Source organism: Streptomyces sp. 150FB (genome assembly GCF_000818195.1).
Classification (GTDB): Bacteria; Actinomycetota; Actinomycetes; order Streptomycetales; family Streptomycetaceae; genus Streptomyces.
On record NZ_JTHL01000001.1, the window covers coordinates 3,850,191 to 3,874,145 of the forward strand.

At 70.0% G+C, this 23,955-nt stretch carries 22 protein-coding genes and 2 pseudogenes; 14 read left to right on the top strand and 10 right to left on the bottom strand.

Annotated features, from left to right (window positions below; all coding sequences use genetic code 11):
- Nucleotides 1–113 precede the first annotated feature (113 nt).
- From QR77_RS16435 to QR77_RS42210, 6 genes are all read right to left on the bottom strand, one after another.
- Complete coding sequence (locus tag QR77_RS16435) at nt 114–965, bottom strand: TIGR03619 family F420-dependent LLM class oxidoreductase (protein WP_052488821.1); 852 nt, start codon at nt 963–965, stop codon at nt 114–116.
- Complete coding sequence (locus QR77_RS16440; protein ID WP_040022536.1) at nt 962–2,146, bottom strand: serine hydrolase domain-containing protein; 1,185 nt, start codon at nt 2,144–2,146, stop codon at nt 962–964. The genes QR77_RS16435 and QR77_RS16440 overlap by 4 nt, the downstream gene beginning before the upstream one ends.
- A complete protein-coding gene (locus QR77_RS16445; RefSeq protein WP_040022538.1) occupies nt 2,143–3,363 on the bottom strand; it encodes a sedoheptulose 7-phosphate cyclase in 1,221 nt (406 codons plus the stop codon). The genes QR77_RS16440 and QR77_RS16445 overlap by 4 nt, the downstream gene beginning before the upstream one ends.
- A 72-nt stretch (nt 3,364–3,435) precedes the next feature.
- Nucleotides 3,436–4,686 (bottom strand): MFS transporter, encoded by a 1,251-nt coding sequence (locus QR77_RS16450; protein ID WP_160310921.1) that lies wholly within the window; start codon nt 4,684–4,686, stop codon nt 3,436–3,438.
- 395 nt (nt 4,687–5,081) lie between these two features.
- Complete coding sequence (locus QR77_RS16460) at nt 5,082–5,987, bottom strand: aminoglycoside phosphotransferase family protein (protein ID WP_107068940.1); 906 nt, start codon at nt 5,985–5,987, stop codon at nt 5,082–5,084.
- A 284-nt stretch (nt 5,988–6,271) separates the two neighbouring features.
- Nucleotides 6,272–6,973: a helix-turn-helix domain-containing protein gene (locus tag QR77_RS42210; RefSeq protein WP_052488823.1), complete on the bottom strand. Its 702-nt coding sequence runs from the start codon at nt 6,971–6,973 to the stop codon at nt 6,272–6,274.
- Between the two features lie 129 nt (nt 6,974–7,102).
- Here QR77_RS42210 and QR77_RS16470 point away from each other — a divergent pair, with 129 nt between their 5' ends.
- Both QR77_RS16470 and QR77_RS16475 read left to right on the top strand, forming a co-directional pair.
- Nucleotides 7,103–8,698, top strand: coding sequence for an NAD(P)/FAD-dependent oxidoreductase (locus QR77_RS16470; protein WP_040022540.1), 1,596 nt, complete (start codon nt 7,103–7,105; stop codon nt 8,696–8,698).
- Between the two features lie 169 nt (nt 8,699–8,867).
- Nucleotides 8,868–10,202: a DUF3533 domain-containing protein gene (locus QR77_RS16475; RefSeq protein ID WP_236710687.1), complete on the top strand. Its 1,335-nt coding sequence runs from the start codon at nt 8,868–8,870 to the stop codon at nt 10,200–10,202.
- A gap of 21 nt (nt 10,203–10,223) precedes the next feature.
- Here the strand turns inward: QR77_RS16475 and QR77_RS16480 are convergent, their stop codons facing one another.
- On the bottom strand, nt 10,224–10,670 hold the full coding sequence (locus tag QR77_RS16480; protein WP_040028118.1) for a helix-turn-helix domain-containing protein: 447 nt from the start codon (nt 10,668–10,670) through the stop codon (nt 10,224–10,226).
- Nucleotides 10,671–10,815: 145 nt separating this feature from the next.
- On the opposite strand from QR77_RS16480, the gene QR77_RS16485 reads away from it, so the two are divergent.
- Nucleotides 10,816–12,360, top strand: coding sequence for an MFS transporter (locus QR77_RS16485; protein ID WP_052488826.1), 1,545 nt, complete (start codon nt 10,816–10,818; stop codon nt 12,358–12,360).
- On the opposite strand, the gene QR77_RS16490 is transcribed toward QR77_RS16485, so the two are convergent.
- Nucleotides 12,312–12,869 carry a CGNR zinc finger domain-containing protein gene (locus QR77_RS16490; protein ID WP_040022542.1) on the bottom strand — a complete coding sequence of 186 codons (558 nt, stop codon included), beginning with the start codon at nt 12,867–12,869 and terminating at the stop codon, nt 12,312–12,314. The two genes, QR77_RS16485 and QR77_RS16490, sit on opposite strands and share 49 nt — an antisense overlap.
- Nucleotides 12,870–12,950: 81 nt before the next feature.
- On the opposite strand from QR77_RS16490, the gene QR77_RS16495 reads away from it, so the two are divergent.
- A complete protein-coding gene (locus QR77_RS16495; RefSeq protein ID WP_040022543.1) occupies nt 12,951–13,661 on the top strand; it encodes a haloacid dehalogenase type II in 711 nt (236 codons plus the stop codon).
- Here the strand turns inward: QR77_RS16495 and QR77_RS16500 are convergent.
- The gene (locus tag QR77_RS16500) at nt 13,639–14,592 is read right to left on the bottom strand and encodes a TIGR03620 family F420-dependent LLM class oxidoreductase (protein WP_040022550.1); all 954 of its coding nucleotides are present in this window, start codon (nt 14,590–14,592) and stop codon (nt 13,639–13,641) included. The genes QR77_RS16495 and QR77_RS16500 overlap by 23 nt on opposite strands.
- 138 nt (nt 14,593–14,730) lie before the next feature.
- Between QR77_RS16500 and QR77_RS16505 the strand changes: the two genes are divergently transcribed.
- A complete protein-coding gene (locus QR77_RS16505) occupies nt 14,731–15,297 on the top strand; it encodes a TetR/AcrR family transcriptional regulator (protein WP_040022552.1) in 567 nt (188 codons plus the stop codon).
- A 54-nt stretch (nt 15,298–15,351) separates the two neighbouring features.
- Here QR77_RS16505 and pip read toward each other — a convergent pair whose 3' ends face one another.
- Complete coding sequence (pip, locus tag QR77_RS16510) at nt 15,352–16,311, bottom strand: prolyl aminopeptidase (RefSeq protein ID WP_040022555.1); 960 nt, start codon at nt 16,309–16,311, stop codon at nt 15,352–15,354.
- 153 nt (nt 16,312–16,464) lie between these two features.
- Between pip and QR77_RS16515 the strand changes: the two genes are divergently transcribed.
- The 9 genes and pseudogenes from QR77_RS16515 to QR77_RS16555 form a co-directional block, all read left to right on the top strand.
- Entirely contained in the window at nt 16,465–16,926 is a 462-nt protein-coding gene (locus QR77_RS16515) for a GNAT family N-acetyltransferase (RefSeq protein ID WP_040022557.1), read from the top strand.
- Between the two features lie 414 nt (nt 16,927–17,340).
- Nucleotides 17,341–19,446: a CocE/NonD family hydrolase gene (locus tag QR77_RS16520; protein WP_040022558.1), complete on the top strand. Its 2,106-nt coding sequence runs from the start codon at nt 17,341–17,343 to the stop codon at nt 19,444–19,446.
- A gap of 2 nt (nt 19,447–19,448) precedes the next feature.
- Nucleotides 19,449–20,345 (top strand): glycine betaine ABC transporter substrate-binding protein, encoded by an 897-nt coding sequence (locus QR77_RS16525; protein WP_040022560.1) that lies wholly within the window; start codon nt 19,449–19,451, stop codon nt 20,343–20,345.
- A gap of 17 nt (nt 20,346–20,362) precedes the next feature.
- Entirely contained in the window at nt 20,363–21,358 is a 996-nt protein-coding gene (locus QR77_RS16530; RefSeq protein WP_040022562.1) for an ABC transporter ATP-binding protein, read from the top strand.
- The gene (locus QR77_RS16535) at nt 21,355–22,068 is read left to right on the top strand and encodes an ABC transporter permease (RefSeq protein WP_040022564.1); all 714 of its coding nucleotides are present in this window, start codon (nt 21,355–21,357) and stop codon (nt 22,066–22,068) included. The genes QR77_RS16530 and QR77_RS16535 overlap by 4 nt, the downstream gene beginning before the upstream one ends.
- Complete coding sequence (locus tag QR77_RS16540) at nt 22,068–22,718, top strand: ABC transporter permease (RefSeq protein ID WP_040022565.1); 651 nt, start codon at nt 22,068–22,070, stop codon at nt 22,716–22,718. Before QR77_RS16535 ends, QR77_RS16540 begins: the two co-directional genes overlap by 1 nt.
- Nucleotides 22,719–22,857: 139 nt before the next feature.
- Entirely contained in the window at nt 22,858–23,082 is a 225-nt protein-coding gene (locus QR77_RS16545; RefSeq protein ID WP_150130394.1) for a hypothetical protein, read from the top strand.
- 84 nt (nt 23,083–23,166) lie between these two features.
- Nucleotides 23,167–23,583 (top strand): annotated as a pseudogene (locus tag QR77_RS48670) (AMP-binding protein); the annotation flags it as partial.
- Between the two features lie 126 nt (nt 23,584–23,709).
- Nucleotides 23,710–23,955: pseudogene (locus tag QR77_RS16555) on the top strand (GNAT family N-acetyltransferase); the annotation flags it as partial.

Genomic DNA, 23,955 nt, shown 5'->3' on the forward strand with positions numbered 1-23,955 from the left:
CACCTGGCCAGGCGCCACGCGTTCGGGCGCCACGCGTTCGGGAGCCGCATGCTCTGTGCATTCGGGCGCTCTGTGTCCGGGGCCTATGTGTCCGGGCGCTCTGTCGGACATCCCTATACCTCGGTGCTCACGCCGAGCGCCGATCCGACGCTCCGCTCGTACGGGGCCAGGAACTCCCGCAGTTCGGCCAGCCCCACCGAAGGCGCGAGCGTCGCGATCTGGTCCACCCCCGCTTCGTCCAGCGCCTCGATGACGGCGGCCTCGTGCGGTACGCCCATCACGACGACCGGCACCGAGCGCCCCAACTCCGCCTCCAGCGCCCGCAGTTCACCGATCCGCGCGAAGAGCTGGGCCGGCTCGACCGACCCGTAGTCGGGCATCCAGCCGTCACCGAACGCCCGGACGCGGTCCAGCGCGCGCGGCCCCGCCCCGCCGACGTAGATCGGCGGGTCGGGGTTCTGGAGCGGAGTGGGCAGCACCACGACGTCCTCGAAGGAGACATGCTCGGACGAGACGGTCGTCGGCAGTCCCGACCACAACGCCTTGATCGCCGTCGCGTGTTCCGTGAGACGGGCGTTACGGCGCCGGGGGTCGACGCCGTGCCGCCGCATCTCGTCCTCGATCCACCCCGCGCCCACCCCCACGTCGAGCCGCCCGCCGATGACCCGGTCCAGCGTCGCCAGCCGCTTCGCCATGGCGATCGGCTCGTGCTGCGCGAGCAGCGTCACCGCCGAGCCGACCCGCAGCCGCTCGGTGACGGACGCGGCGGCCTGCGCGGCCACGAACGGGTCGAACGTCTCCCGGAATCGCGGTTCGAGCGTCGGGGCCTGGGCGGCGAACCGCAGCGACTGATGCGTGTGTTCGCAGAAGTACAGCGCGTCGTAGTTCGCGTCTTCGAGATACCGGGCCAGTTCCTGCACAGGCGCCGTATCGGCGGTCTGAAAAATCGAGATGCTGATCTTCATGAGACTGCCGCGTTCTCCAGTTCGTGCATCGAGGATTTCAACGCTCTGATCAACGACCCGGCGCGATGATCGTTGTTACCGATGTCGAGCAGCCGATTCGGTGTGTAGGAAAGGGAGATGCCGCTCCCGGGCCACGCGAAGTGCGCCGAGCCGCCGCCTCCGTCGTGGCCGAACATGTCGCCGTCGATGCCCTCGCGCGGCGTCCCCTTGAGCCGGAACCCGCCCCGGCCGTACGCGAAGGGGAAGCCGAGGGTGGGGTCTTCCTGCCGTACGTAGAGGCTGATCGCGTTCCGTACGGTCGACTGCCGGGCGATGTTGCCCCGGCCGCCGCCCTCCCGGTGCAGGTCTTCGATGATCAGCCCGTACATCCGGGCGATGTCGCGCGCGGTACCCGCGACATTGGCCGCCGGTATGTACGCTCCGCGCCTGCCGGGGGTGTTCCAGATGATTTCACCTCGCGGGAACGGGATGGGGTTCGCCCATATCGCTCGTACGAGTGCGTCCCCGCTGGTGTTGAAACGGTCGTACTGCGAGGTGAAATCATCGTCGTAGGTAACGGTGGCGACCTCTTGTGGAGACCACGCGCACCAGTCGATGTCGAGGCCGTTCGGCTGCGCGACCTCTTTGCGGAAGAAATCCCGGAGGGTCAGACCCGTTGTCCGCAGGGTCAGTTCCTCGATGATCCAGCCCATGGTGAACGGGCCGTAGATGAGCCGGGGCGTGACGATCGGCTCCTGGTCGGCGAGGAACGCGGCCATCGTCCGGGCGTCGGCGAGCAGGTCCTGATCGAGCGTCCGGCCGGTGACGGCGGGCAGGCCGCCGGTGTACGTGACGCAATCGCCCACCGTGACGCCGGACTTGCCGTGCGCGGCGAACTCCGGCCAGTACCTGGCGACGGGCTGGTCGAGTTCGAGCACGCCCGCGTCGCAGAGCCGCAGGAGCGTGGTGGCGACCACACCCTTCGAGCCGCTGAATATCTGCGCCCTGGTGTGTTCCTTCCAGGGTTCGCCGGTGGTGACGTCCGCCTGTCCGCCCCAGAGGTCCACGACGGTCCGGCCACGCAGGTGGACCGCGAAGGCGGCGCCCGCCTCGACCTCCTGGAGATTGGTCTCGAAGCACTCACGGACCGCTTCGAATCCGGGTGCGACGTACCCGTTCGCCTCTCCGGCCACCCCGGTCATGCCGCTGACTCCTGCCACCCGGCGAGATCGCCGGCGTACGACTCCACGAAGGCGGCTCCGGCCGCCATCTGCGCCGCCGACACGTCGTTGACGAATACGTGCTCCCCGATGCCGCTGGTGAGCGGCAGCCGCTGGAGGCCGTCCCGGTGGCGCACGGTGTCCTCCAGCGCGGCAACGAGCAGGTCCTGCTTCTTCAGTACGTCGTTCCACGGCTGGAGGCCGAGCCCGGTGATCACATCGAGCACCCGCACCGCTTCGGCCTCCCGCATGAGCCCGCGGTCGAGGGCGATCCCGGTGGTGAGCGCCATGTCGATGGCCACGGCTTCCCCGTGCAGCAGCTCGGAGACGGCGTGCATCTCGATGGTGGGGCTGAAGGTGTGCCCGTAGTCGACGCAGCGCTCCAGGGTGCCTTCCCACAGGTTGGGCTGGAGCTCCTCCAGCATCAGGTGGATGGACTCCTCGATGACGTAGTCGGCGACGTCGGTGTGCTTGTGCTCCTCGAAGAGGACCTTCAGGTCGCAGAGCGAGGCCTGCTCGACGTACTCGAAGAGGGGGCGCGACTTCACCAGCGCCACCTTCAGGATCTCCGCCATGCCGTTGCCGAGATGGCGCACCGGCAGCGAGGTGAGGAAGCGGGTGTCGAGCAGGCTCAGCAGGGGCTGGGCGTAGGTGCCGATGCGGTTCTTGGCCGCGCGGTGGTTGACGCCCGTCTTGACCCCGACGCCCGCGTCGACCAGGCCGATGAGCGTGGTCGGGATACGTACGTAGGGGGTGCCGCGCCGGTAGATGCTGGCGGCGAAGCCGACCACGTCGCACAGCACCCCGCCGCCGATGGCGATCACCGGTTCGCGGCGGCGGTCGACGCCGAAGCCGTCCATGGCGGCGAGTACGGCGTCGACGCTGGCCCAGTTCTTGACCTGTTCGTGCGCGTCGATGACCAGCTTGGAGGTGTGGAATCCGTGCGCGGAGAAATAGGCGTCGATCTCGGAGCCGTATATCGTGTCGACCACTTCGTCGACAACGAGGAGACGGCGGTCACTGGAATTCCCGGCGGCGGCGACACAGCCGCGCAGGGCCTCGGCGAGAAACGGGTCACCGGTCTTGAGGAGATCCCGGCGGACAAGGACGTCGTAACTGACCTGTTTGACGGCGTCAACGGTCCAGCTACCTTTGGACTCGCGTCCCAAACCGTGCCGATAGTTCGCAGAAAGTATCATTGCTTCCTCCGTGACTCCGAAGCCTGAATTCAGATCTTCCTGAATTCGGCCACGCGTCTCTTCGCGATTCGGTCATGCGCTCCGGGTCGGCTCTCCGACGAGAGCCTCCGGGTCGGCCGTGCCCGGCTTCGTTGCGCGGGTACGGCCGTAGGCGGCGAACAGCAGCCAGGCGACGAGTGAGGCGACAACGGCCGGCGGCAGCGCCAGCAGCGGGAGCCGCTCCACCGGGTTGCCGGAGTTCAGATAGGCCGAACCGGCCCAGCCGGCAAGGGCGATGCCCACGTTGAACGCCGAACTGTTGACCGCCAGGGCCAGATTCGGCGACACGTCCTCGGAGTTCTTGGCGATCCAGGTGTTCAGGGCGGGGAAGGTGGAGAAGTAGGCGAGGCCGACGAGCACCATCAGTACGACGGAGGCGACGGCGTTCCCGGGCTTGAGCGACAGCGCCGCCAGCACCACGAGCGTCGCCGTGACCGTGATCGCCATGGCCCTGATGAGCCGCTGGTTGGCGAGCCGGCCGCCGATCGTGTTGCCGAGGATGCAGCCGACGCCGTAGGCGAGCATGACCCAGACGATCAGCGAGGGGTCGAGGCCCGCGCCGTCGGTGAGGAACGGAGCGACGTACGTCACCACCGTCAGCGCCGCCATGCCGGTGAGCGCGGTCGTGACGACCCCGAACACGACCTGGGGGCGCCCGAGTCCACGCAGGCTCCGCAGTCGGCCACCGGCCGCCCGGACGGGAGGCTCGGCCTCCGCGGGGAAGGTCACGACGACCGCCGTAAGACTGATCGCAGACAACACGGCGACCAGCGCGAACGCCGCCTGCCAGCCGACATGCTGGCCGAGGAACACCCCGATGGGCACGCCGAGCACGGTGGCGACGGACAGCCCGAGGGTGATGGTCGCCGCCGCCGAAGCCTGTTTCTCCGGGGGTGACAGCCGCATCGCCGTGGTCATGAAGATGACCAGTACGGTGGTGTGCACGAGCCCGGTGAGGACGCGCGCGACGAGCGCCTCGACGAAGGTCGTACTGACCGCCGCGAGAATCGATCCGGCGAGATACACGGCGATCGAACCGATCAGCAGCCTTTTGGCCCTGATGCCGTCGAGAAACATCGTCATAAACGGCCCGGCCACCATCACGGTTCCGGCATAGGCGGTCACCAGCAGCCCGGCGGAGCCCTCGGACACATGAATACCGCGAGCGATGTCGGGAAGAATTCCCGCGACCACATTCTCACTCGTGCCCAGGGCGAAAGCCCCGACGATGAAGCTGGCGAGCAATACCCGCCTGTTTGAGTCCCGCAGCCCTGTCTGAACCATGCACTCGACGCTATGGCCTGACATCATGTGAGGAGGAACAACACCAAGTCGTGATCCGGGTCACATGGGGCGGGCGACGATCGAGGCCAACCGACAGCGCGCTGCTCGTGCCTCCTCCCGCAGACCGGCTGGCCCCCCGGCCCCGGCCGAGGCCCAGACCACCGCGGACAACGAACGGCTCCTCCTGGCCGCCCTCACCGACCAGCCGACCACCATCGACACGGTCGCCTGGCTCAACGCACCGCACCACCGCAGCGAACCCATCGACCAGGTCACACCGCTCTGGGAGGCCGGACGGCGCGGACTGCTCGCCGACGGCACCGTGACAGACGAGCAGATCACCGCGATCTGCACCGGCGCCGGGCCCGGCAGCACCGAGTGGCTCGGTGAACAGGTCACGCGAGCGATGAGTCCGCCAGGACACGTTCCAAGGATCGTTGACCCATCCGACTCATGGCCGGGTTGCTTTCGACGTAGTACCAGACCAACCCCATCGCTTGAACGAAAGCCCACGCCTTGCCTCGCTCCCATTCAAGGTCGTCGCAACCCAGGTGATCGCGGAGCGCCTGTCGCGGCCCAGCCTCAAGCAAATGCCACGCGCTCACGAGATCCAGAGAAGGGTCAGCAGGCCCGAAGCCGCCAACGTCAAGAATCCCGGTAATCCGACCAGCGGACACGAGCACGTTGCCAGGAATCAGATCACCATGGGCCATGACGTCCTGGGCCGCACCTCGCGGCAGATCGCGCGATGTTGCCCAGACGCGGCGAAGCCGAGGGACGTCCAGGAGTTGCTCACTGTGCCTGAAACAGGTCTCCATCCACGCGTCATGGGATTGAAGCTCGCCTCCCCGACCTGTGCCGGCGAACGTGCGGCCACGCGTGTCGATCGCGCGTAGGTCGCCGATGAAATCGGCCAGTTCGCGGGCAAACGCGTACGATTCACCTGGGTCCTCGTTGACGGCCACGATTCCGGGCAGCCACGTCTGCACCGACCACGGAAGCGGGAAGCCTGCCCCGGGTTCACCAAGCGCGACCGGCTCGGGCGTGGGGCAACGCGTTCGGCCCACCAGCTCGCGAGCCGCTTCCACTTCGGCCTTCAGCCGGCGCCGCGTCGACTCGACGTCTGCGGACTCAAGAGGGAATCGAGCTGCGAGCCGATCGCCAATGCGGAAGATGGCGTTGACCGTGCCCTGCGCAGTGATGCTCCTGACGGGCAGGCTCCGCCACTCAGGAAACTGCTGATCCACCAACGTACGCACAGTCTCAGGTGACACCGTGAGCTGGTTGGGGTGCATCTTCATGGTGGAAGCATCCGCGTCACGATCTTCATCTGCAACCCGCTTTTTCTTCGTGTACCTGACCGTTGCGTCGAGGGCAGCCCTGAGTGTGTCCGCGTGGATGGAGAGAGCCGCGCTGAGCGATTCGGCGGCCGGACTGAATCCGAAGTGGTCAGGCCGCCGCCCGCGCACGCTCACCCCCACACACCCATCGCCGACCGCACCACTCTCGCCTCCGACGGGCCGCCCTCCCCGGCACCCCCGCCTGCTGGTCCACCGTCCCCGTGGGCCGCGGTTAAGGGACGCGTTCAGGGGACCGGCGGCTTCGACAGTTCGGTGGCGATCCGGCCGGCGGTTCGCCGTGTCGCGCTCACCACGTGCTCGGCGATGCCCTGCTCCACAGGCAGCATCAGCCAGACCGCGCCGGTGTCGGACCGGGACAGGCGCAGGGGCGCGGCGACGCAGTTCACGCGCGGATCGGCGCCCCCGGCGTCGATCACGGGGCGCATGTCACCGGTGTGCGCCTGTACGTGGGCGCGTACGGCGGCGAGCCGTCCCGCGCGCAGGCCCGTCGCGGCGAGACCGTCCTCGTACAGCGTCATGCCGGGGCGCGGTTCGACGGCGATGGGGTGGTTGCCGGGGAGTACGTCGACCACCAGCCCCCGGCCCGCGATGTCGACGCTCAGTGCCACCAGGCCGCCGGTCGCCTTGGCCAGTTCCACCAGGGGCCGCTGCGCCACCGCGCGCAGCCGGGGCTCGGCGGGGACCTCGGATCCCAGCTCCATGACTGTGGGCCCGAGCCGCCAGCGGCCGCCGGTACGCTCCACGGCGCCGGCCTGCTCAAGCTGAACGAGGAGACGGCTCACGGTGGTGCGGGGCAGCCCGCACTCGTGCTGCACCTCGCTCACCCGGCCGGACCCGAGCCGGCGCAAGCACCCGAGCAGCGCGAACGCCTCACCGAGGACCGACCGGGGCGGCTCGCTGTCCCCGCTCCGGCTCGTCGCATCCATCGGAAAATTGTCCCATTCATCTATGAATGGGACCACTCAGCGGTCATCGCGGCAGGGAATCCTCCGGCGATGACCACTCAGCGGTCATCGGCACGCGCCCTGCGCCCTTCGCTTCCTAGCGTTGCCGTCATGAGTCAATTTCCCGAAGAAGCGGATGTCATTTTCGTGGGAGCGGGCCACAACGCCCTCGTCGCGGCCTCCTTCCTCCTCGATGCCGGACGGAGCGTGTGCCTGATCGACCAGATGTCGGAGCCGGGCGGCTGGGTCAGGACGACGGAGCTGGGTGCCCCCGGTTATCTCCACGACCGGTGGTCGGCCCTGCACCCGGGGTTCGTGAGCGGTCCGGCGTGGGCCGAACTGGGGCCGCACCTCCAGCGGCACGGCCTGGAGTACATCACCGCACCGGTGGCCATCGGCTCCTCGCTCCCCGACGGACGGGCGGCGGTGGTCCCGGTGGACCAGTCGGCCTTCGGCGAGGAGCTCGAACGGCTGAAGGAGACCGAGGGCTGGAACCGGCTCTTCGCCGAAACCGGCCCCCTCCTCAAGCCCCTCCTCGGCCTCCTGGGCGACGGCCTCGACGCCCCCGACACCCGGGCCGCTTTCACCGCGTTGACCGAGCAGAGCCGCCAAAGCGCCCTGCCGCTCGGCTCGTTGCTGACCAGCAGCGCCGCCGACCTCGTACGGCACTACTTCGCCACAGAGGAACTGCACTCGCTCGCCGCGCCGTGGCCGCTGCACCTGGGCGCGAGCCCCGAAGACCCGGCAAGCGGCTTCTGGGCGGCGTTCACACTGGCCTCGCTGAGCGCGGGAACGCCCACGCCGGTGGGCGGCAGCGGACGTCTCACCGACGCGCTGGTGGGCCTGGTCACCGAACGCGGCGGCGACATCCGCACCGGCACGGACGTCGACGAGATCCTCGTACGCGACGGACGGGCCGGGGGCGTCCGTACGGCGGACGGAGCGACCATCCGCGCGACCGAGGCCGTCGTCGCCTCGGCGACCCCCGACCAGCTCTACGGCCGGCTGCTGAGGAACGCACCCGACGTACCGGCAGGCGTACGCGAGCAGGCGCGGAACTACCGCTACCGGCGAGGCTGCTTCCAGTTGAGCCTGGCGCTGTCCGCCCGGCCGCACTTCCGCGACGGCCGGCTCGACGCCGGAGGCTCCATCAACATCGGCCGCGGTCTCGACGCCCTGGTCACCTCCGTACGGCAGGCGGAGGCGGGGCTGCTGCCCCAACACCCCTCCATCGCCTGGCACGAGCCGACCGCGGTCGACCCGACGCGCGCGCCGGCGGGGCACGCGATCGCCCGGCTCCAGGTTCTCGATGCCCCGCTCCGCCCCTCCGGCGACGCGGCGGGCACGGAGTTCGGCGCGGACGGGTGGGACGCGGACACAGCCGAGGCGTTCGCCGACCGCATTCTGGCCGAGGCCGAGGAGCACCTTCCCGGGCTCAGTTCCCTTGTGGTGGAACGTCACCTCACGACACCGGCCGACCTGGCGGCCCAGAGCCCCAACGCGGGCCTCGGAGACCACGCGGCGGGGTCGAACGCCCTTGAGCAGGCGTTCACCCAGAGCCCCATACCGGCTCACGGAGGCGGCTACCGCACCTCCGTACCGGGGGCCTGGCTGATCGGCGCGGCGACCTGGCCGGCACCGGGGGTCAACGGCTCGTCAGGACGCGCCGTCGCACGGGCTCTCATCGGCGGGGCGGACAAGGACTGACCGGGACGGGCATGCTCACCCGGCCGGCCCAACCGATGGGGCATCGGACCCAGAACGGGTTACACCCTTCGTGACAGCTCCGCACCTGTCCGGTGCCCGCGACGGCGGATGCGGCTGCCAGGCGCCCGACACCCCACGCCCGACGCCGGAGAGAACAGGAGGGCGGCCCGTGCCGAACGATCAGCCTGAGCCCTCGAACGACGACGCCGAACCACCTGAACCACCGCGAACGCCCCTGCCCCCGGGCATCACCGCACGGCAGATCCTCGGCAAGTGGCCCGTCTGGGCACTCCCCTCCGTCCTGGTGACCCTGGTGGCCTTCCTGCTCGCGCTGATCTACTCGGGCGGTGTCGCCGACCCCCGGGCCTCGGCCTACCGTCTGCCGATCGCCCTGGTGAACGAGGACACGGGACCGACCGGCGGGCGGTTCGTCCAGGGCATCGCCGCAGCGCCGGACCCCAGGCACCACATCTCCTGGAAGGTACTGAGCCCCGCCGAGGCCAAGGACCGCTTCGACTCAGGACGGTTGTACGGCGCCGTCGTCGTCCCCCCGGACTTCACCGCCTCCCTCGACGCGATCATCCGGCCCGGCACCCCCGCCGCGAACATCAGGCAGCCCCACGTCACCCTGCTCACCAACCAGGGCGCCGGCAGCCTCGCCGCCTCGCTCGCCACGACTGCCGAGCAGGTGGCGGTGCCCGCCGCCTCCCGGCGGATCGGTGCCGGCCTGCTGGCGCGGTTGACCAGCACCGGAGCCAGGCCGACCACCAGCCAGCGGATGCTGCTCGAAAACCCGGTCACCACGACCACCGCCCCCGGCCACACCATCGGCCCGCGCACCGGTCTGGGCCTGACCGCCTTCTACTACACCCTGGTGATCGTCCTGGCCGGCTTCCTCGGCGCCACCATCATCAGCAACGGTGTGGACGGGGCTCTCGGCTACGCGCCCAGCGAGTTCGGACCGCTGCGCCGGATGCGTAAGCCGCTGCCCATCAGCCGTACCCAGACCCTGGCCGCCAAGATGGCGATGTCGGTGGCGCTGTCCGTGGTGACCGCGAGTGCGGTGGTGCTGGCGACGGCCGTGATCGTACGGCTGGACATGCCGCACCTGTTCCAGCTCTGGGTGTTCTCGGTCTGCGCCGGAGCCGCGGTGGGACTGGGCGTACAGGCGATCACCGCCGCGTTCGGCAGCCTCGGACAGCTCGTCAGCATGTTCGTCTTCGTGGCCCTTGCCCTTCCCTCGGCGGGCGCCACGATTCCCCTCGAAGCGGTGCCCGGCTTCTACCGGGGCCTGGGCTGGTTCGAGCCGATGCGGCAGATCGCCGGCGGGGTCCGGGCGATCATCTACTTCGACGCCCGGGGCGACGCCGGCCTGGAACGGGCCTGGCTCTGGCTCTGTGTCGCCGTGGTGGCTGCGCTGCTGTTCGGCTTCGGGATCACCCGCTACTACGAGCGCCGGGGCCTGGACCGGGTCCCCCCGGACGAACTGGCCCGGCCCTCATAGCGCGGTCCTCGTCGCCCGCTCTCATGGCCTGGCCCTCCTCCGGGGTACGGCATGGACGCTCTCGCCCGTCGCCAGGCCCCCGCAGTGGTGGCACGTACGGTCGACCCGCAACGGCTGCCCGCAGTCGTGCCGGAGTTCCACGGCGGGCTCGTCGACGGCCCACCTGTCACCCCACTCCCGGAGCGCCTGCATGACAGGGAGTACGTCCCGCCCCGCGTCGGTGAGGTGGTACTCGTAGCGCGGCGGGTGCTCGCTGTACTGGCGCCGTTCGACGACTCCGGCGCTCTCCAGCTTGCGCAGCCGGTCGGCGAGGATGTCGCGCGAGGCGCCGGTGTAGGCGGCGATCCGGGCGAAGCGGTGTACGCCGTAGTTCATCTCCCGGATGGCGAGCAGGGCCCATCGCTCGCCCAGGATCTCCAGCGCGGCGGCGACCGAGCACGGCCTCACCGCGAGCGGCTGGTCAGCCATGACGAACCGCTCCCCGTCGCCGTCTCCGTCTCCGCCCATCTCCGTGCCTCGATTCGAGTCGGTTGTGATTTCCAACAGAGTACCGCTACGCTCCCCCAGTCGGTTGGAGACCACAACACACTCACCACACACTGGAGCACGCGCCATGCCCACCCAGGAACCCGCCCCGCCCGTGGCGCACTCGATACGGGCGGAGAACGCGCCGCCGCCCGTCGCACCCCCGGACGCGGACGAACCCGCGGCGCGGAAGCACGCGGCGCGCGTACTCGCTCTCGGCAGCCTCGGCGTGTTCGTCGTGTTTCTCGACACCACGATCGTCAACGTCGCCTTCGAGACGATCAGCCGCAGCTTCGACACGACCACCGGGCATCTGTCCTGGGTCCTCAACGCCTACAGCCTGGTCTTCGCCGCCGCACTCATACCCGCCGGACGGATGGCCGACCGTTACGGCCGCAAGCGCGTCTTCCTGATCGGCCTGGCCGGCTTCGCCCTGTTCAGCGCGGTCTGCGGAGTGGCCCCGAACGTCGGCCTGCTGATCGCCGCACGCGCGCTGCAAGGAGCCTTCGCCGCGCTGGTCGTACCGAGTTCGCTGGCGCTGGTCCTGCCGGAGTTCCCTGCCGCTCGGCGCCATGTCGCGATCGGCACCTGGGGCGCGATGGGGGCGGCGGCCGCCGCCCTCGGCCCGACGCTCGGGGCGCTGCTCACCGAGTACGCGTCGTGGCGCTGGATCTTCCTGATCAACGTCCCGATCTGCGCCGCCATGATCTTCTTCGGACTCCGTCTGCTGCGCGAGTCCCGGGAACCCCGGTCCGCGGGCCTTCCCGACCCGATCGGCGCGCTCCTCGTGGCCGCCGTACCCGCCTTCCTGAGTTTCGCCATCATCGAAGGGCCCTCCTGGGGCTGGGCCGACCCGCGTGTCATCACCGCCTTTGTGCTCTCAGCGGCGCTGCTGCCCGTCTTCGTCTGGCGTTCCGCGACGGCGGCGCGGCCGGTGATGGACCTCGCGCTGTTCAAGGTCCGCCAGTTCAGCCTGGTCAACGCGGCCACCCTGCTGTTCGCGACCGCCTTCTACGGAATGCTCCTCAGCAACACACTCTTCCTCCAGAACGAGTGGCACTACTCCGTGCTGCGCGCCGCGCTCGGCGCCACCCCCGCCCCGCTGGTGGTCGTCGCGACAGCCCGCCCGGCGAGCAAACTGGCGGCCCGGATCGGACACCGCCCGGTACTCCTCGCCGGCGCCATCGCCTGGGCGGTCGGAGCGACGCTGTTCGCGGTCTTCGTGGACGGTTCCCCGCACTGGGCCACGCACTGGCTCCCCGCCAGCCTGATCATCGGCCTGGGCATCGGCCTGACGCTGCCGGTCCAGTCGGGCGCGGCCGTCGCCTCGCTGCCCCCCGCGCGGCTGGCACTGGGATCGGCGGTCGCGACCAGCTTCCGCCAGGTGGGATCGGTCCTGGGCATCAGCGTCTTCGTGGCGATCATCGGCGCTTCCACGGGCGCCTCCGCCATCTCCGCGTACCACCACGTCTGGTGGACCTTCGCCGCCCTGACCCTGGCGAGCGGCCTCGTACTGTTCGTTCCGCGCCTGCGAAGGACCGGGGAACCAGCGGCTCCCTCCGGGGAACCAGCGACGGCGGCCCGTCAGCCGGGGTCCTCGGCTGTGGTCGAGGCTCGTCTGCGGGCCCGGTAGGCCGCGGCCTTGACGCGGTTGCCGCACTCGTCCATCCCGCACCAGGTACGCCGGGCGCCGCGCGAGCGGTCGAGATAGATGCGCGTGCAGCGACCGCGACCGCACTCCTTGAGACAGGCGTCGGAATCGGCGAGTACGGCGACAGCGCTGCGGGCCAGGTGGGAGAGCGCAGCGGGGAGGTCTCCCGACCTCCGCAGCCCCGCGTCGCTGAGCGCGATGGTGGGCACGGGACCGGCGGCCATGTCGTTGACGATCCGGAGGCTGCCCGGATCGAAGGGCCGATCGAGCACGCGATCGAGAGCCAGCCGATAGACCGCCTCCCGCAGCGACAGCGCGGACTCGAAGGTCGCGAGGTCGGCCGTGACCCGGTCGGGAAGCTCGTCACACTGGGCCACCCACCGCTCAAGGTCCCGGGGCGTGGCCAGGACGTCGACGGGCTCGTCCCGGCGAGATCCCACGGTGCCGGCCAGGTCGAGGGCCGGGTTGCCGCTCACGAATGCGAAATTCACGTCACCATCTTGACCGGTGACGCGATTGCGGGCAAGGTCGTCACCTGTTGAACCGGTGACACCCACCCGAGGAGGGGACCTGTGCCCGAGGTAACCGAGACGCTCAAGATCCGCGACATCGAGGCCGTCGTCTTCGACGTCCTCGGCACACTGGTCGACGAACACGGCGGGCTCCGAGCGGAAATCCGCGACGCGCTGCCCGCGCCCGACGACGCGTCTGTCGACGAGCTGCTCACCCTGTGGCAGCGGCATCTCGCACGCGAGCAGCAACGCATCGAGCGAGGGCAGCGCGCGTACGCCAACAGCGAGACCCTCGACGCGGAGGCCGCGCGACGGGTGGCCGACCACGCCGGAATCACCGATCCGGCGACCATCGCCCGGCTGGCGACGGCGGGTCAGCGCCCGCCGGCCTGGGCCGACGCCGCCGCCGGTCTCGAACGGCTCGCGCGGCACTTCCCCGTACTCGCGCTCTCCAACGCCGCCCGCACCGCCCTGCTGCGACTCAACGCCCATGCCGGGCTGCGCTGGCACCAGGCCCTGTCCGCCGAAACCGCCCTGGCCTACAAGCCGTCCCCGGCGGTCTACCGGCTCGCCATCGACACCGCCGGGTGCCCGCCGGAACGCGTGCTCATGGTCGCCGCCCACGCCTGGGACCTGCGCGGAGCCCAGGCGAGCGGCATGCGGACCGCGTACGTGCACCGACCCGCCGGTGATCCGCCGACCGGCTCCGACACCTTCGACGGGCAGTTCGGCGGACTGGACGAACTGGTCAGCGCGCTGTCTGCGGAGTAGCCGCCTCCCGAGGCTGAGGAGACACAAGAGCGGGAGCGAGTTCGCGCCACTCGCGCTCGGGCAGGGCGGCCGGATCGGCGGTCAGTACTTGTACGCAGACGTGGTCGGCCCCCGCGTCGAAGTGCTGCTGGACGCGTCGGCGGATCGCGTCCACGCTTCCGTACGCGACGATCGCGTCCACCAGTCGGCGACTCGGGCCGCCGATGATGTCCCCGTCGCCGAAGCCGAGCCGTCGCATGCTCGCTTCCTGGTGTGCCGCAGCGGAGACGTACCCGGCGACGTGCGCCGTGGCCAGCTCCCTGGCCCGGCCGAGGTCGGTGTCGAGTACGACGGCCTGCTCGACACCGAGAAACGCGTCCGGTCCCATGATCCGGCGTGCCAGCGCGGTGTGTTCGACGGGTACGAAGTAGGGGTGCGCGCCCCAGGTGCGTTCGGCGGCCAGTTCCAGCATCTTCGGGCCGAGGGCGGCCAGTACGCGGCGGGGAGCCGGGTCGGGCACCGGGCCGTGGGCGGGTACCGCGTCCATCGAATCCAGGTACGCGCGCATCGTGGCCGCCGCCCTGCCACGGGCCGGCATGGGATAGCCGTCGACCTTGTGAACGGTGTCGTCGACCCGGTGGCCGCCCAGGCCGAGTACGTAGCGCCCGGGAAAGGCCTCACCGAGCGTACGTGTCGCTGTGGCGGTGGCAATGGGGTCGCGGAAGGCGATGTTGGCGATGCCGGACGCGACAGCGATACGACGGGTCGCCGACAGCAGCAGCCACGCCTGGCCCACCGTGTCGCGGCCGAACGCCTCCCCGTACCAGATGGCCCCGTACCCCAACTCCTCGACCTCTGCGGCCGATTCGCGCACGCGTCCGGCGGGCTGTCCTTCGTGGGCGAAGGTCCAGATCCCGACGCGGCCGAGCGCGCCCCGCGAGTCGTCTGTCATCCGTACTCCTCAGACAAGTGTTCCGGAGAGGGTCTCCGGTTGAGGTCGGCTACGATACGGAGATGCTCTCCGTTTGGCTATCCCCGGCTTGGTTGACCCAGGCTTGGCTGTCCACGGAGACGATCGAAGGGCAGGACGATGACGCGGCGCGCGGACGCACGGCTCAACCGGGAGCGGCTGGTTGTCACGGCGCGGGAGGTGTTCGCCGAATCCGGCCCCGGAGCGTCCCTGAACGAGATCGCCCGCCGGGCCGGCGTGGGCCCCGGCACTCTGTACCGCCACTTCCCGAACCGCCAGACCCTGCTGACCGCCGTACTCAGGGACCGGATCGAGACGCTGTGCGGGCAGGCGGAGGAACTGCTCACCGCGGACTCGGCAGACGAGGCGCTGGCGCGATGGCTGCGCGCGTTCCTGACGCATGCCCGTGTCAACCAGGGCATGGGCAGCGCCTTGATGATCGAGGGGCCCGAGGGGCCTGACGCGCTGGGCGTCGACTGCCATCAGCAGATCCTGGACGCGGCGACCGGTCTGCTCACCCGGGCTCAGCGGCTGGGCACGGCTCGTACCGACCTGACCGCGGGCGACCTGGTACAACTCGTCGTGGGAATCGCCCTGTCCACGACCCACGGCGCGGACGCCGAACAACCCGAGCGTTTGCTGGAGTTGGTGCTCGACGCCGCGCATGGGGCGGGCAGGAAATGGTAGTTGGGGCTGGGCCCGGCCACGCGGCGCCGAATCGGCGCCCCACCGGGGCCTCGATCAGCGGTACTTGAACTCCTCGATGGCCGCCCGGACCATCTCCTGCGACGCGTCACTCCCCGCGTGCCCGGAGTCCTCGCTGATGTGGAGCCGCGCGCCCGGCCACGCCTTGGCGAGTTCCCACGCCGTCTGCACCGGGCAGCCCATGTCGTGCCGACCATGGACCAGCACGCCCGGGATCCCGGCCAGTTTGTGGGCGTCGCGCAGCAGTTGGTCCTCCTCCAGCCACGCGCCGTTGCTGAAGTAGTGGGCGCAGATCCGTACGAACGCGATCTGCTCGTCGATCTCGCGATCGCTGTACATGCCGGGGGCGCCGTTGGGCTCGTCCGAGACGACCGCGTCCTCCCAGGCGAGCCAGTCGGCGGCGGCCTTCTCCCGAACGGCCCGGTCCGGGTTCTCCATCAGCCGCGCATAGCCCGCCAGCACGTCGCCGTTCCGCTCCTCCTCGGGCAGGCCGTCACGGAACCGGTCCCATGCCTCGGGGTAGAACCGCCCGGCGCCCCGGTAGAGCCAGTCGATCTCGGAGCGGCTGCTCGCCATCACGGACGCGACGACGATCTCACTGACCCGCGCGGGGTGTTGCTGCGCGTAGGCCAGGCTGAGCGTCACGCCCCAGGAGCCGCCGTTCAGCAACCACCTCTCGATGCCGAGGTGTTCGCGCAGCATCTCCATGTCGTCGATCAGGTGCCGCGTGGTGTTCAGACTCATGTCCGCCGCCGGGTCACTGGCGTGCGGGGTACTACGGCCGCAGTTCCGCTGGTCGAAGCGGATGACGCGGTAGCGCTCGGGGTCCCAAGCCCTCGTCGGCCGCCGCGGCGCCCCCGATCCCGGGCCGCCGTGGACGTTCAGGGCGGGCTTGCCTTCGGGGTTGCCGAGTTGTTCGTAGTAGATGCGGTTGCCGTCGCCGGTCTGGAGAAAACCATGGTCGTAGGGGCTCGTCGGAGGATAGAAATCAACCATGATCGCCGATCCTAGAATTGATCACGGCCGGACTCCACGAGTTTTCCGTGCGGACGGTTGACGCGAGGACCCAGCCGCCACGTTCGACGCGGCCTCGACCAGTTTCCTGGCACGCGCCCGCCGCCGACCCGGCCGCAGGGCAGGATGGGCACCATGGTGGAGATCGGCTTCCTGACCGAATCCGACCGCGACTCCTGGGAAGTGCTGGCGCGCGGTAAGGACGAATTCTTCGGTGTTGAACGCAACGACGACAGCTACGAACGGACGTGGCGGCGCCTGCTCGACGACGAGCAGATACGCGGGATCGCGGCTTGGCTGGACGACAAGATGGTCGGCGTCGCGCACTACCTGTTCCACGCCAGCGTCTGGTACGCCGGAAAATGCTACTTGGCGGACCTGTTCGTTGACCCGGACGTCCGACGCCAGGGTGTCGCGACGGCATTGATCGAGTGGGTGGCGCGGGACGCCGAGGAGCACGGCGCCCCAGGACTTTACTGGAACACGCTGGAAGACACCCCAGCTCGCGCGCTGTACGACAAAGTGGGCAAGTTCCGCAAGGGGTTCATTCTCTACACCTATCGGCGAAAAGCCGACCAGACCTCCGCCCAGCGCTGAAAGCCGACGAGAACACGACGATCTCGACCGCACCGGCGGCAGCCAGTCAGCGGTCTCACGGCGCCGGCATCCTCGAACAGAGAGACGACGCGCGTGCTTCATGAGGCACACCGGAGTCTGGAGGAGGGTCCGTTCGCATGGGCTGGTCACAGCCACTCGTTGATGCCTGCGATGACGACCGTCGAAGCAAAATGCAGGGACAACGGGATTGAGATCGAGAATTCGGGGCAGGCGCAGCCGGTCTGGCCTCCATCGAGGCGCCGTGACCCCTCAGTACGAAAGGCATACGCGAGCGGGACTCCTCCCTCCGCACTGCTGACCCCCCGGTCAGTAGTCGCAACGGCGTAAGGCGGGGGCCGGGCAGCAGCCCGGCCGACCGAACCGTTGCGACCCCGCACATCAGGAGTTCCTCCCGTGTCCCGAACCGTCCGTGTCCTTCGGCACCAGTGGATCCACCTCGCCGACGGCACCAGACTCTCCGCCCGCGTCTGGCTTCCCGAGAGCGCCCTGACCGAACCGGCTCCGGCCGTCCTCGAATACATCCCGTACCGCAAGAACGACGCCACGGCCGCCCGCGACAACAGCCTGCACGCCCGTTTCGCCCAGGCCGGCTACGTCGCCGTACGCGTCGACTCGCGCGGCACCGGCGACTCCGACGGGCTGATGCTCGACGAGTACGCACCGATCGAGCTGGCCGACGGCGTCGAGGTCATCGAGTGGCTGGCGGGCCAGCCGTGGTGCGACGGCGGCGTCGGCATGATCGGCAAGTCCTGGGGCGGCTTCAACGGGCTCCAGATCGCGGCCCTGCGCCCGCCGGCCCTCAAGGCCGTCGTCACCGTCTGCTCCACGGACGACCGCTACGCCGACGACGTGCACTACACGGGCGGCTCCCTCATCGCCTCCGAGATGCTGCCCTGGGCGTCCACCATGCTCGCCTACAACGCACGCCCCGCCGACCCTGACGTCGTCGGCGACGGGTGGCGCGAGCAGTGGCTCGGCCGCCTGGCGGACACTCCCGCTTACGTGGAGGAGTGGCTCGCCCACCAGACCCGCGACGCCTACTGGAAGCACGGCTCGGTCTGCGAGGACTACGCCTCGATACAGGCCCCCGTGCTGGCCGTGGGCGGCTGGTCCGACCCGTACTGCGGGGCCGTACTGCGACTGCTCGAAGGGCTCGAAGCGCCGGTCAGGGCCCTGGTGGGCCCCTGGGCGCACACCTATCCGCACCAGGCGGAGCCGGGTCCAGCCATCGACTTCCACGCGGAGGTCGTCCGCTGGTTCGACCAGTGGATGCGCGGCGTCGACACGGGCGCCGAGGACGATCCGGCACTGCGCGCGTGGATGCCCGAGTGGGCGGCGCCCGGCACCGACCGGGAGATCCGTCCCGGCCGCTGGGTCGCGGAGGAGCAGTGGCCTTCGCGCCGCATCGAGGAGTGGGTGGTCCCGCTCACCGGACCGCTCGCCGACCCACAGCCCGGACCACTCCCCGCACCGCTCGCCGACCCGCAGCCCGGACCACTTCCCGATTCGCTCTCCGAATCGATCCACGCCTCACCGCCCGACCCGTTCTCCGCATCGCTCCCCGACTCGCTGCCCGCACCGCTCGACAGCACCCGGGTCATCGGCCTGGCCGGTGGCAGTTGGCTCCAGTTCGGCGACGCCGCCGGGCAGCCGGGGCCGCAGGGCGGCGACGACGGCCTGTCCCACACCTTCACCACCGCGCCGCTCACCGTACGCAAGGAAATACTCGGGGCTCCGTCGGTCGCGCTCCGGGTCAGCGCGGACCGTCCGGCGGCGCAGCTCGCGGTGCGGCTCACCGACGTCGCCCCCGACGGCAGCTCCCGACTGATCACGCGCGGGCTGCTCAACCTCACCCACCGCGAGGGCCACGAGACGCCCCTCCCGCTGGAGCCCGGCCGGGCGTACGACGTGACGGTCCCCCTGCCGGCCACCGCCCACGCCTTCGCCCCCGGCCACCGGATCCGGGTCGCCGTCTCGTCCTCGTACTGGCCGCTGGCCTGGCCCTCCCCCGAGCCCGTCACGGTCACGCTGCTGCCCGGCGGGCCCTGCGAGCTGCGCCTGCCGGTACGGCCCGAGCGCGCGGAGGACGCCGCGCTTCGACCGTACGGACCACCCCTGCCCGATCTGCCCGCGCAACTGAGCCAGAGCCGGGGCGCGACGGGCCGGCGTATCGAGCAGGACCCCGTGTCCGGCACGAGCGTCGTCACCCTGTCCGTCGACGACGGGCACTTCACCGATCTGAGTGACGGGTCCTGGCGCCGTACGGACGCCGTCGACCGCTTCACCCTCACCGAGGGCGACCCGCTCTCCGCGCTCGTCGAGTGCGAACGCGTCGAGGAGCTGGGCCGCGGCGACTGGCGTACCAAGGTCGTCACCTACAGCCGCATGACGTGCGACGCGACGTCGTTCGCCGTCAGCAACACCGTTACCGCCTATGAGGGAGACACCCGCGTGTTCCACCGCACCACGGACTGTGCGATACCCCGCCGGGGCGTGTGACCATGCGCCGTCGCACCCTTCTCACCGGCGGACTGGCCGCCCTCGGCGCGGCCGGAGTCGCCGCCGCCACCCGCTCGGTGGCGGGCTCGGGGCCCGTCATCACCATCGGATCCAAGGAGTTCACCGAGTCCTGGGTGATGGCGGAGATGTACTCCCAGTTGCTCACCGCCCGGGGCTTCCGGGTGGACCTCAAACTGAACGTCGGCAGCGCCAACCTCGTCGACCGGGCGATCCGCAGCGGCCAGATAGACCTGTACCCGGAGTACACGGGCGTCATCCTCCAGACGTTCGCCCTGCCCAAGCACCTCCCGAAGACCGCGGGCGCCACCTATCTGGCGGCGAAGAAGTTCGAGGAGACGCGGGGCCTGACCCTTCTGAAGGCCACCCCCTTCCAGAACCGCAACGCCGTCGCCGTCCGGACGTCCGACGCGCGCAAGCACGGCCTGAAGACCATCGCCGACCTGAACAAGCTCGGGAAGATCTCGTACGCCGAGTACCCGGACAACATCACGGGCCCGCTGGGGTACGACGCGATCGTCAAGGCCTACGGGCTGAAGCAGATGTCCGTACGGCCCCTCAACATCGGCCTCCAGTACCCGGCGCTGAAGAACGGCGACGTCGACGCCGCCGACGTGTTCACCACCGACCCTCAACTGCGCCGCTACGACTTCACCATCCTGGACGACGACCAGGCCGTCTTCGGCTTCCAGAACGTCGCCCCTGTCCTGAGCCGCTCGCTCGTCGAGCAGCACGGCCAACGGCTCACGCGGCCACTCGACGAGATCGACGCCCTGCTCACCGACGGCGCCATGCAGGCGCTCAACGAGGCCGCCTCGATCATGCGGCTGAGCCCGGCCAATGTCGCCGACCGCTTCCTGCGCGCCAACAAACTCATATGAACCCGGAGCCAGCCCAGATGAACAGTGCCGCCGACATCGTCTTCGCCGAGGCGACCAAGAACTACCGGGGTGCGTCCCAGCCCGCGGTCGAGTCCCTGTCCCTGACCGTCCCGGCCGGTGAGATCTGCGTCCTGCTCGGCCCCTCGGGCTGCGGGAAGACCACGGCGCTCACCCTCGTCAACCGGCTGACCGAACTCACCGGCGGCGACATCCGTATCGCCGGTACGAGCATCCGCGAGCAGGACGTCATCGAACTGCGCCGGGGCATCGGCTACGTCATCCAGCAGGCCGGGCTCTTCCCCCACATGACGATCGCGCAGAACATCGCCACCGTCCCCGAGGTGCTCGGCTGGGCGAAGCCACGGGTCACGGAGCGCGTGCGCGAACTCCTCGAACTGGTCGGCCTGCCGCACGGCGAGTACGGCGACCGCTACCCGGGTCAGTTGTCGGGCGGCCAGCGCCAGCGCGTCGGCATCGCCCGCGCGCTGGCGGCCGACCCGCCCATCCTGCTGATGGACGAGCCGTTCGGCGCCCTGGACCCCGTCACCCGCGAGCGCATGCAGGACGAGTTCCTGAGGCTGCACGAACTGGTCCGCAAGACCACGCTCTTCGTCAGTCACGACATCGACGAGGCGGTCCGCATGGGCGACCGGATCGCGGTCCTCGCCAAGGGCGGCAAGCTCCTCCAGTACGACACGCCGGAGCGAATCCTGCGCCAGCCGGCCGACGAGTTCGTGGCCCGCTTCGTGGGCGCGGACCGCGGCCTGAAGGTGCTGACGCTGCGGCGCCTGTCGGATCTCACGCTGGCCCCGGCGGGGCTGGACGAGGCGGGGAGCGGGGCAGCGGAGGACGGGACCGGCGGGGCCGTGGGCGGCCCTCTCCGGACCGTTGACTCACTGCGTACCGCGCTGTCGGCGCTGCTGGCGGCGGGAACCGAGCGGCTCCCCGTCACCGACGAGGACGGCCGTACCGTCGGCAGCGTCACCGTGGACCTGATCAGGGAAGCCGCGTGAGCGCCGCGGGTCCGGTGATTCCGGACTTCGGCACGGTCAGTTCCTGCGTGCGCGACAACGGGCTCTTCTGCGCGGACTGGTTCGGCCAGAACTGGTCGAGCGTGTTCTGGCCCGCGCTCGTCCAGCACATCGAGCTCACGGTGACGGCGCTCGGCATCGGCTTCGTACTGGCCTTCGCCCTCGCGCTGGTCGCCCACTTCAAGCACTGGCTCGTACGACCGCTCGGCGGACTCACGTCGTTCCTCTACACGATCCCGCCGCTGGCGCTGTTCACCCTGCTCGTACCGGTGACCGGCCTGTCGGTGCTCACCGCCGAGATCGCGCTGGTGGGGTACACGTTGATGGTTCTCTTCAAATCGACGCTCACCGGCCTCGGCGAGGTGCCGAAGGAGGTGCGCAGAGCCGGCGAGGGCATGGGGCTGACCCGCCGCGAGATCCTCGTCCGCATCGAACTGCCCCTCGCGCTGCCCGCGATCGTGGGCGGACTCCGGGTGGCCACGGTGACCACGATCAGTGTGGTCGAGGTGGCCGCCTTCATCATCAACGAGGGCCTCGGCGCGCCCATCATCCAGGGGCTCCAGTCACCGTTCAACACCCAGTTCATCGGGGCCGGCGTACTCGCCGTCGCACTGGCCCTCGCGGCCGACGGGCTGCTGGTGCTCGTCGGCCGGCTGCTCACCCCGTGGGCCGCCACAAGGAGGATCGTCTGATGCACGCCTTCCTCTCCTGCTTCACCTTCATGGGAAGCCACTTCGGCCTGCTGCTCAACCGAACGGGCGAGCACCTGCTGCTCTCCGCCGCCGCCGTCGGCGTCGCCCTGGTGATCGGACTGCCGCTCGGTGTCTGGCTGGGCCACCGGGGCCGCGGCTCTTTCCTCACGGTCAGCATCTCCAACGTCGGCCGCGCGCTGCCCTCGCTGGCCCTGATCGCGATCTTCCTGGGCCTGCTGGGCATCGGCTTCCTGAACGTCATGACGGCCCTGGTCATCATGGCGATCCCGCCGATCCTGACCCACGCCTACCTGTCGGTGGAGCAGATAGACCAGGACCTGGTACGGGCCGGCCGCGGCATGGGCCTGACCGAATGGCAGATCCTCACCCGCATCGAACTGCCCCTGGCCCTCCCCGTCCTCTTCACGGGCATCAGGATCGCGGCGGTATACGTGATCTCCAGCGCGACCCTGGCAGCGGTGGCGGGCGGCGGCGGCCTGGGCGACATCATCCTGAACCAGGTCTCGTACGGCCTCTCCGGCGTAGTAGCCGCGGCCCTATGGGTAGCCGCCCTGGCACTGGCGGCGGACGCCCTGTTCGGCACAATCCGCAACTGGCTGACCCCACGAGGCGTCCAAGCCACCGAATAACACCCCCGCGAACCCGGCGCACCGACCCCGGGTTCCGCACACACACGTGCCCACACGCGTACGCCCCGCTGCCCCGGCGGGCGCGGTCGACGATGACCATGCGCTGGGGGACGGTGGGGTCGGTGCAGACTTCTCCGCCGTGGCTGAGCAGCGTGTGGGCGTAGGCGGCGGTGTGGGTGTGGCGGCGGGCGTGTTCCTGGTACAGGGCGCGCAAGGTGACGCCACGGCCGAGGGCGGCAAGGTCGTGGCCGCGTCCGGCGTTGAGGTCGTCGGGGCTCTGGATGCCGGGTTGGACGCCGATGATCTCGGTGTGGGCGGTGCGGCACAGGCGTTCGAGCCGGTTTTGGATGGCGTCCATGCCTAGCAGGCGCTCACCGTTGGCGGAGCGGTACGGGGCGCGATCGGCGGCCATGCGGGTGACCGCCGCGCGGGATGCGGCCAACTGGGCCTGCCGGGAGGGCATGCTGCCGTCGTCACCCCGGGCCGCACGCTCAGCTACGGGGAACTCGCCGCCCGGGCCGGTGGCATCGCCCGCCGTCTCACCGATCTTGACGTACGCCCCAACGACCTGGTCGCCGTGGTGATGGAGAAGGGCTGGGAACAGTGCGCCGCCGCCCTCGGCATCCTCGCCGCCGGTGCCGCGTACCCGCCCATCGACCCCGAACTGCCCGATGAGCGCGTCGGGCTCCCGCCGCGTACCGGCCCGGGCTACGAAGCATGGCTGCTGTCCTGGCTGCCGGGGCAGGGCAGCGGGCCGCACGACCACGGTCGTTCTTCCTGCGTGTTGACCGTCCTGGCCGGCACGCTGACCGAGTGGACCGGGCGCGGCACGCGCGCGTTGTCGACGGGAGCGCAGCGGGCGTTCCGTTCGGCACAACCGGAGTGCCATGGCGTGGTGGGGGCTCAGGTGTGAGAGCCCCCAGAAAATGTGGTGAGCCGATGACTGCACCGTTATGCTGGCTCGCCCTACAGGCCAGGGAGGTTCCGCACCATGAGCAGCGGCACGTTACCGTTCTCCGATCGGATCGAGCTCGCAGGGGAAGGGCTCGTCCTGCGTGACTGGACGGAAGCGGACCTGGCCGCGATGCCGGATTTGTTCGACCATCCCGACATCGCGTACTGGACGCCGATCGTCTCCCCCTTCGACGAAGCGGCCGCTCGCGCACGGCTGGACCGGGACCGGCGGATGCGGGCGGAGGGCACGACCATCCTGCTCGCCATCACCGTTGACGGCCGC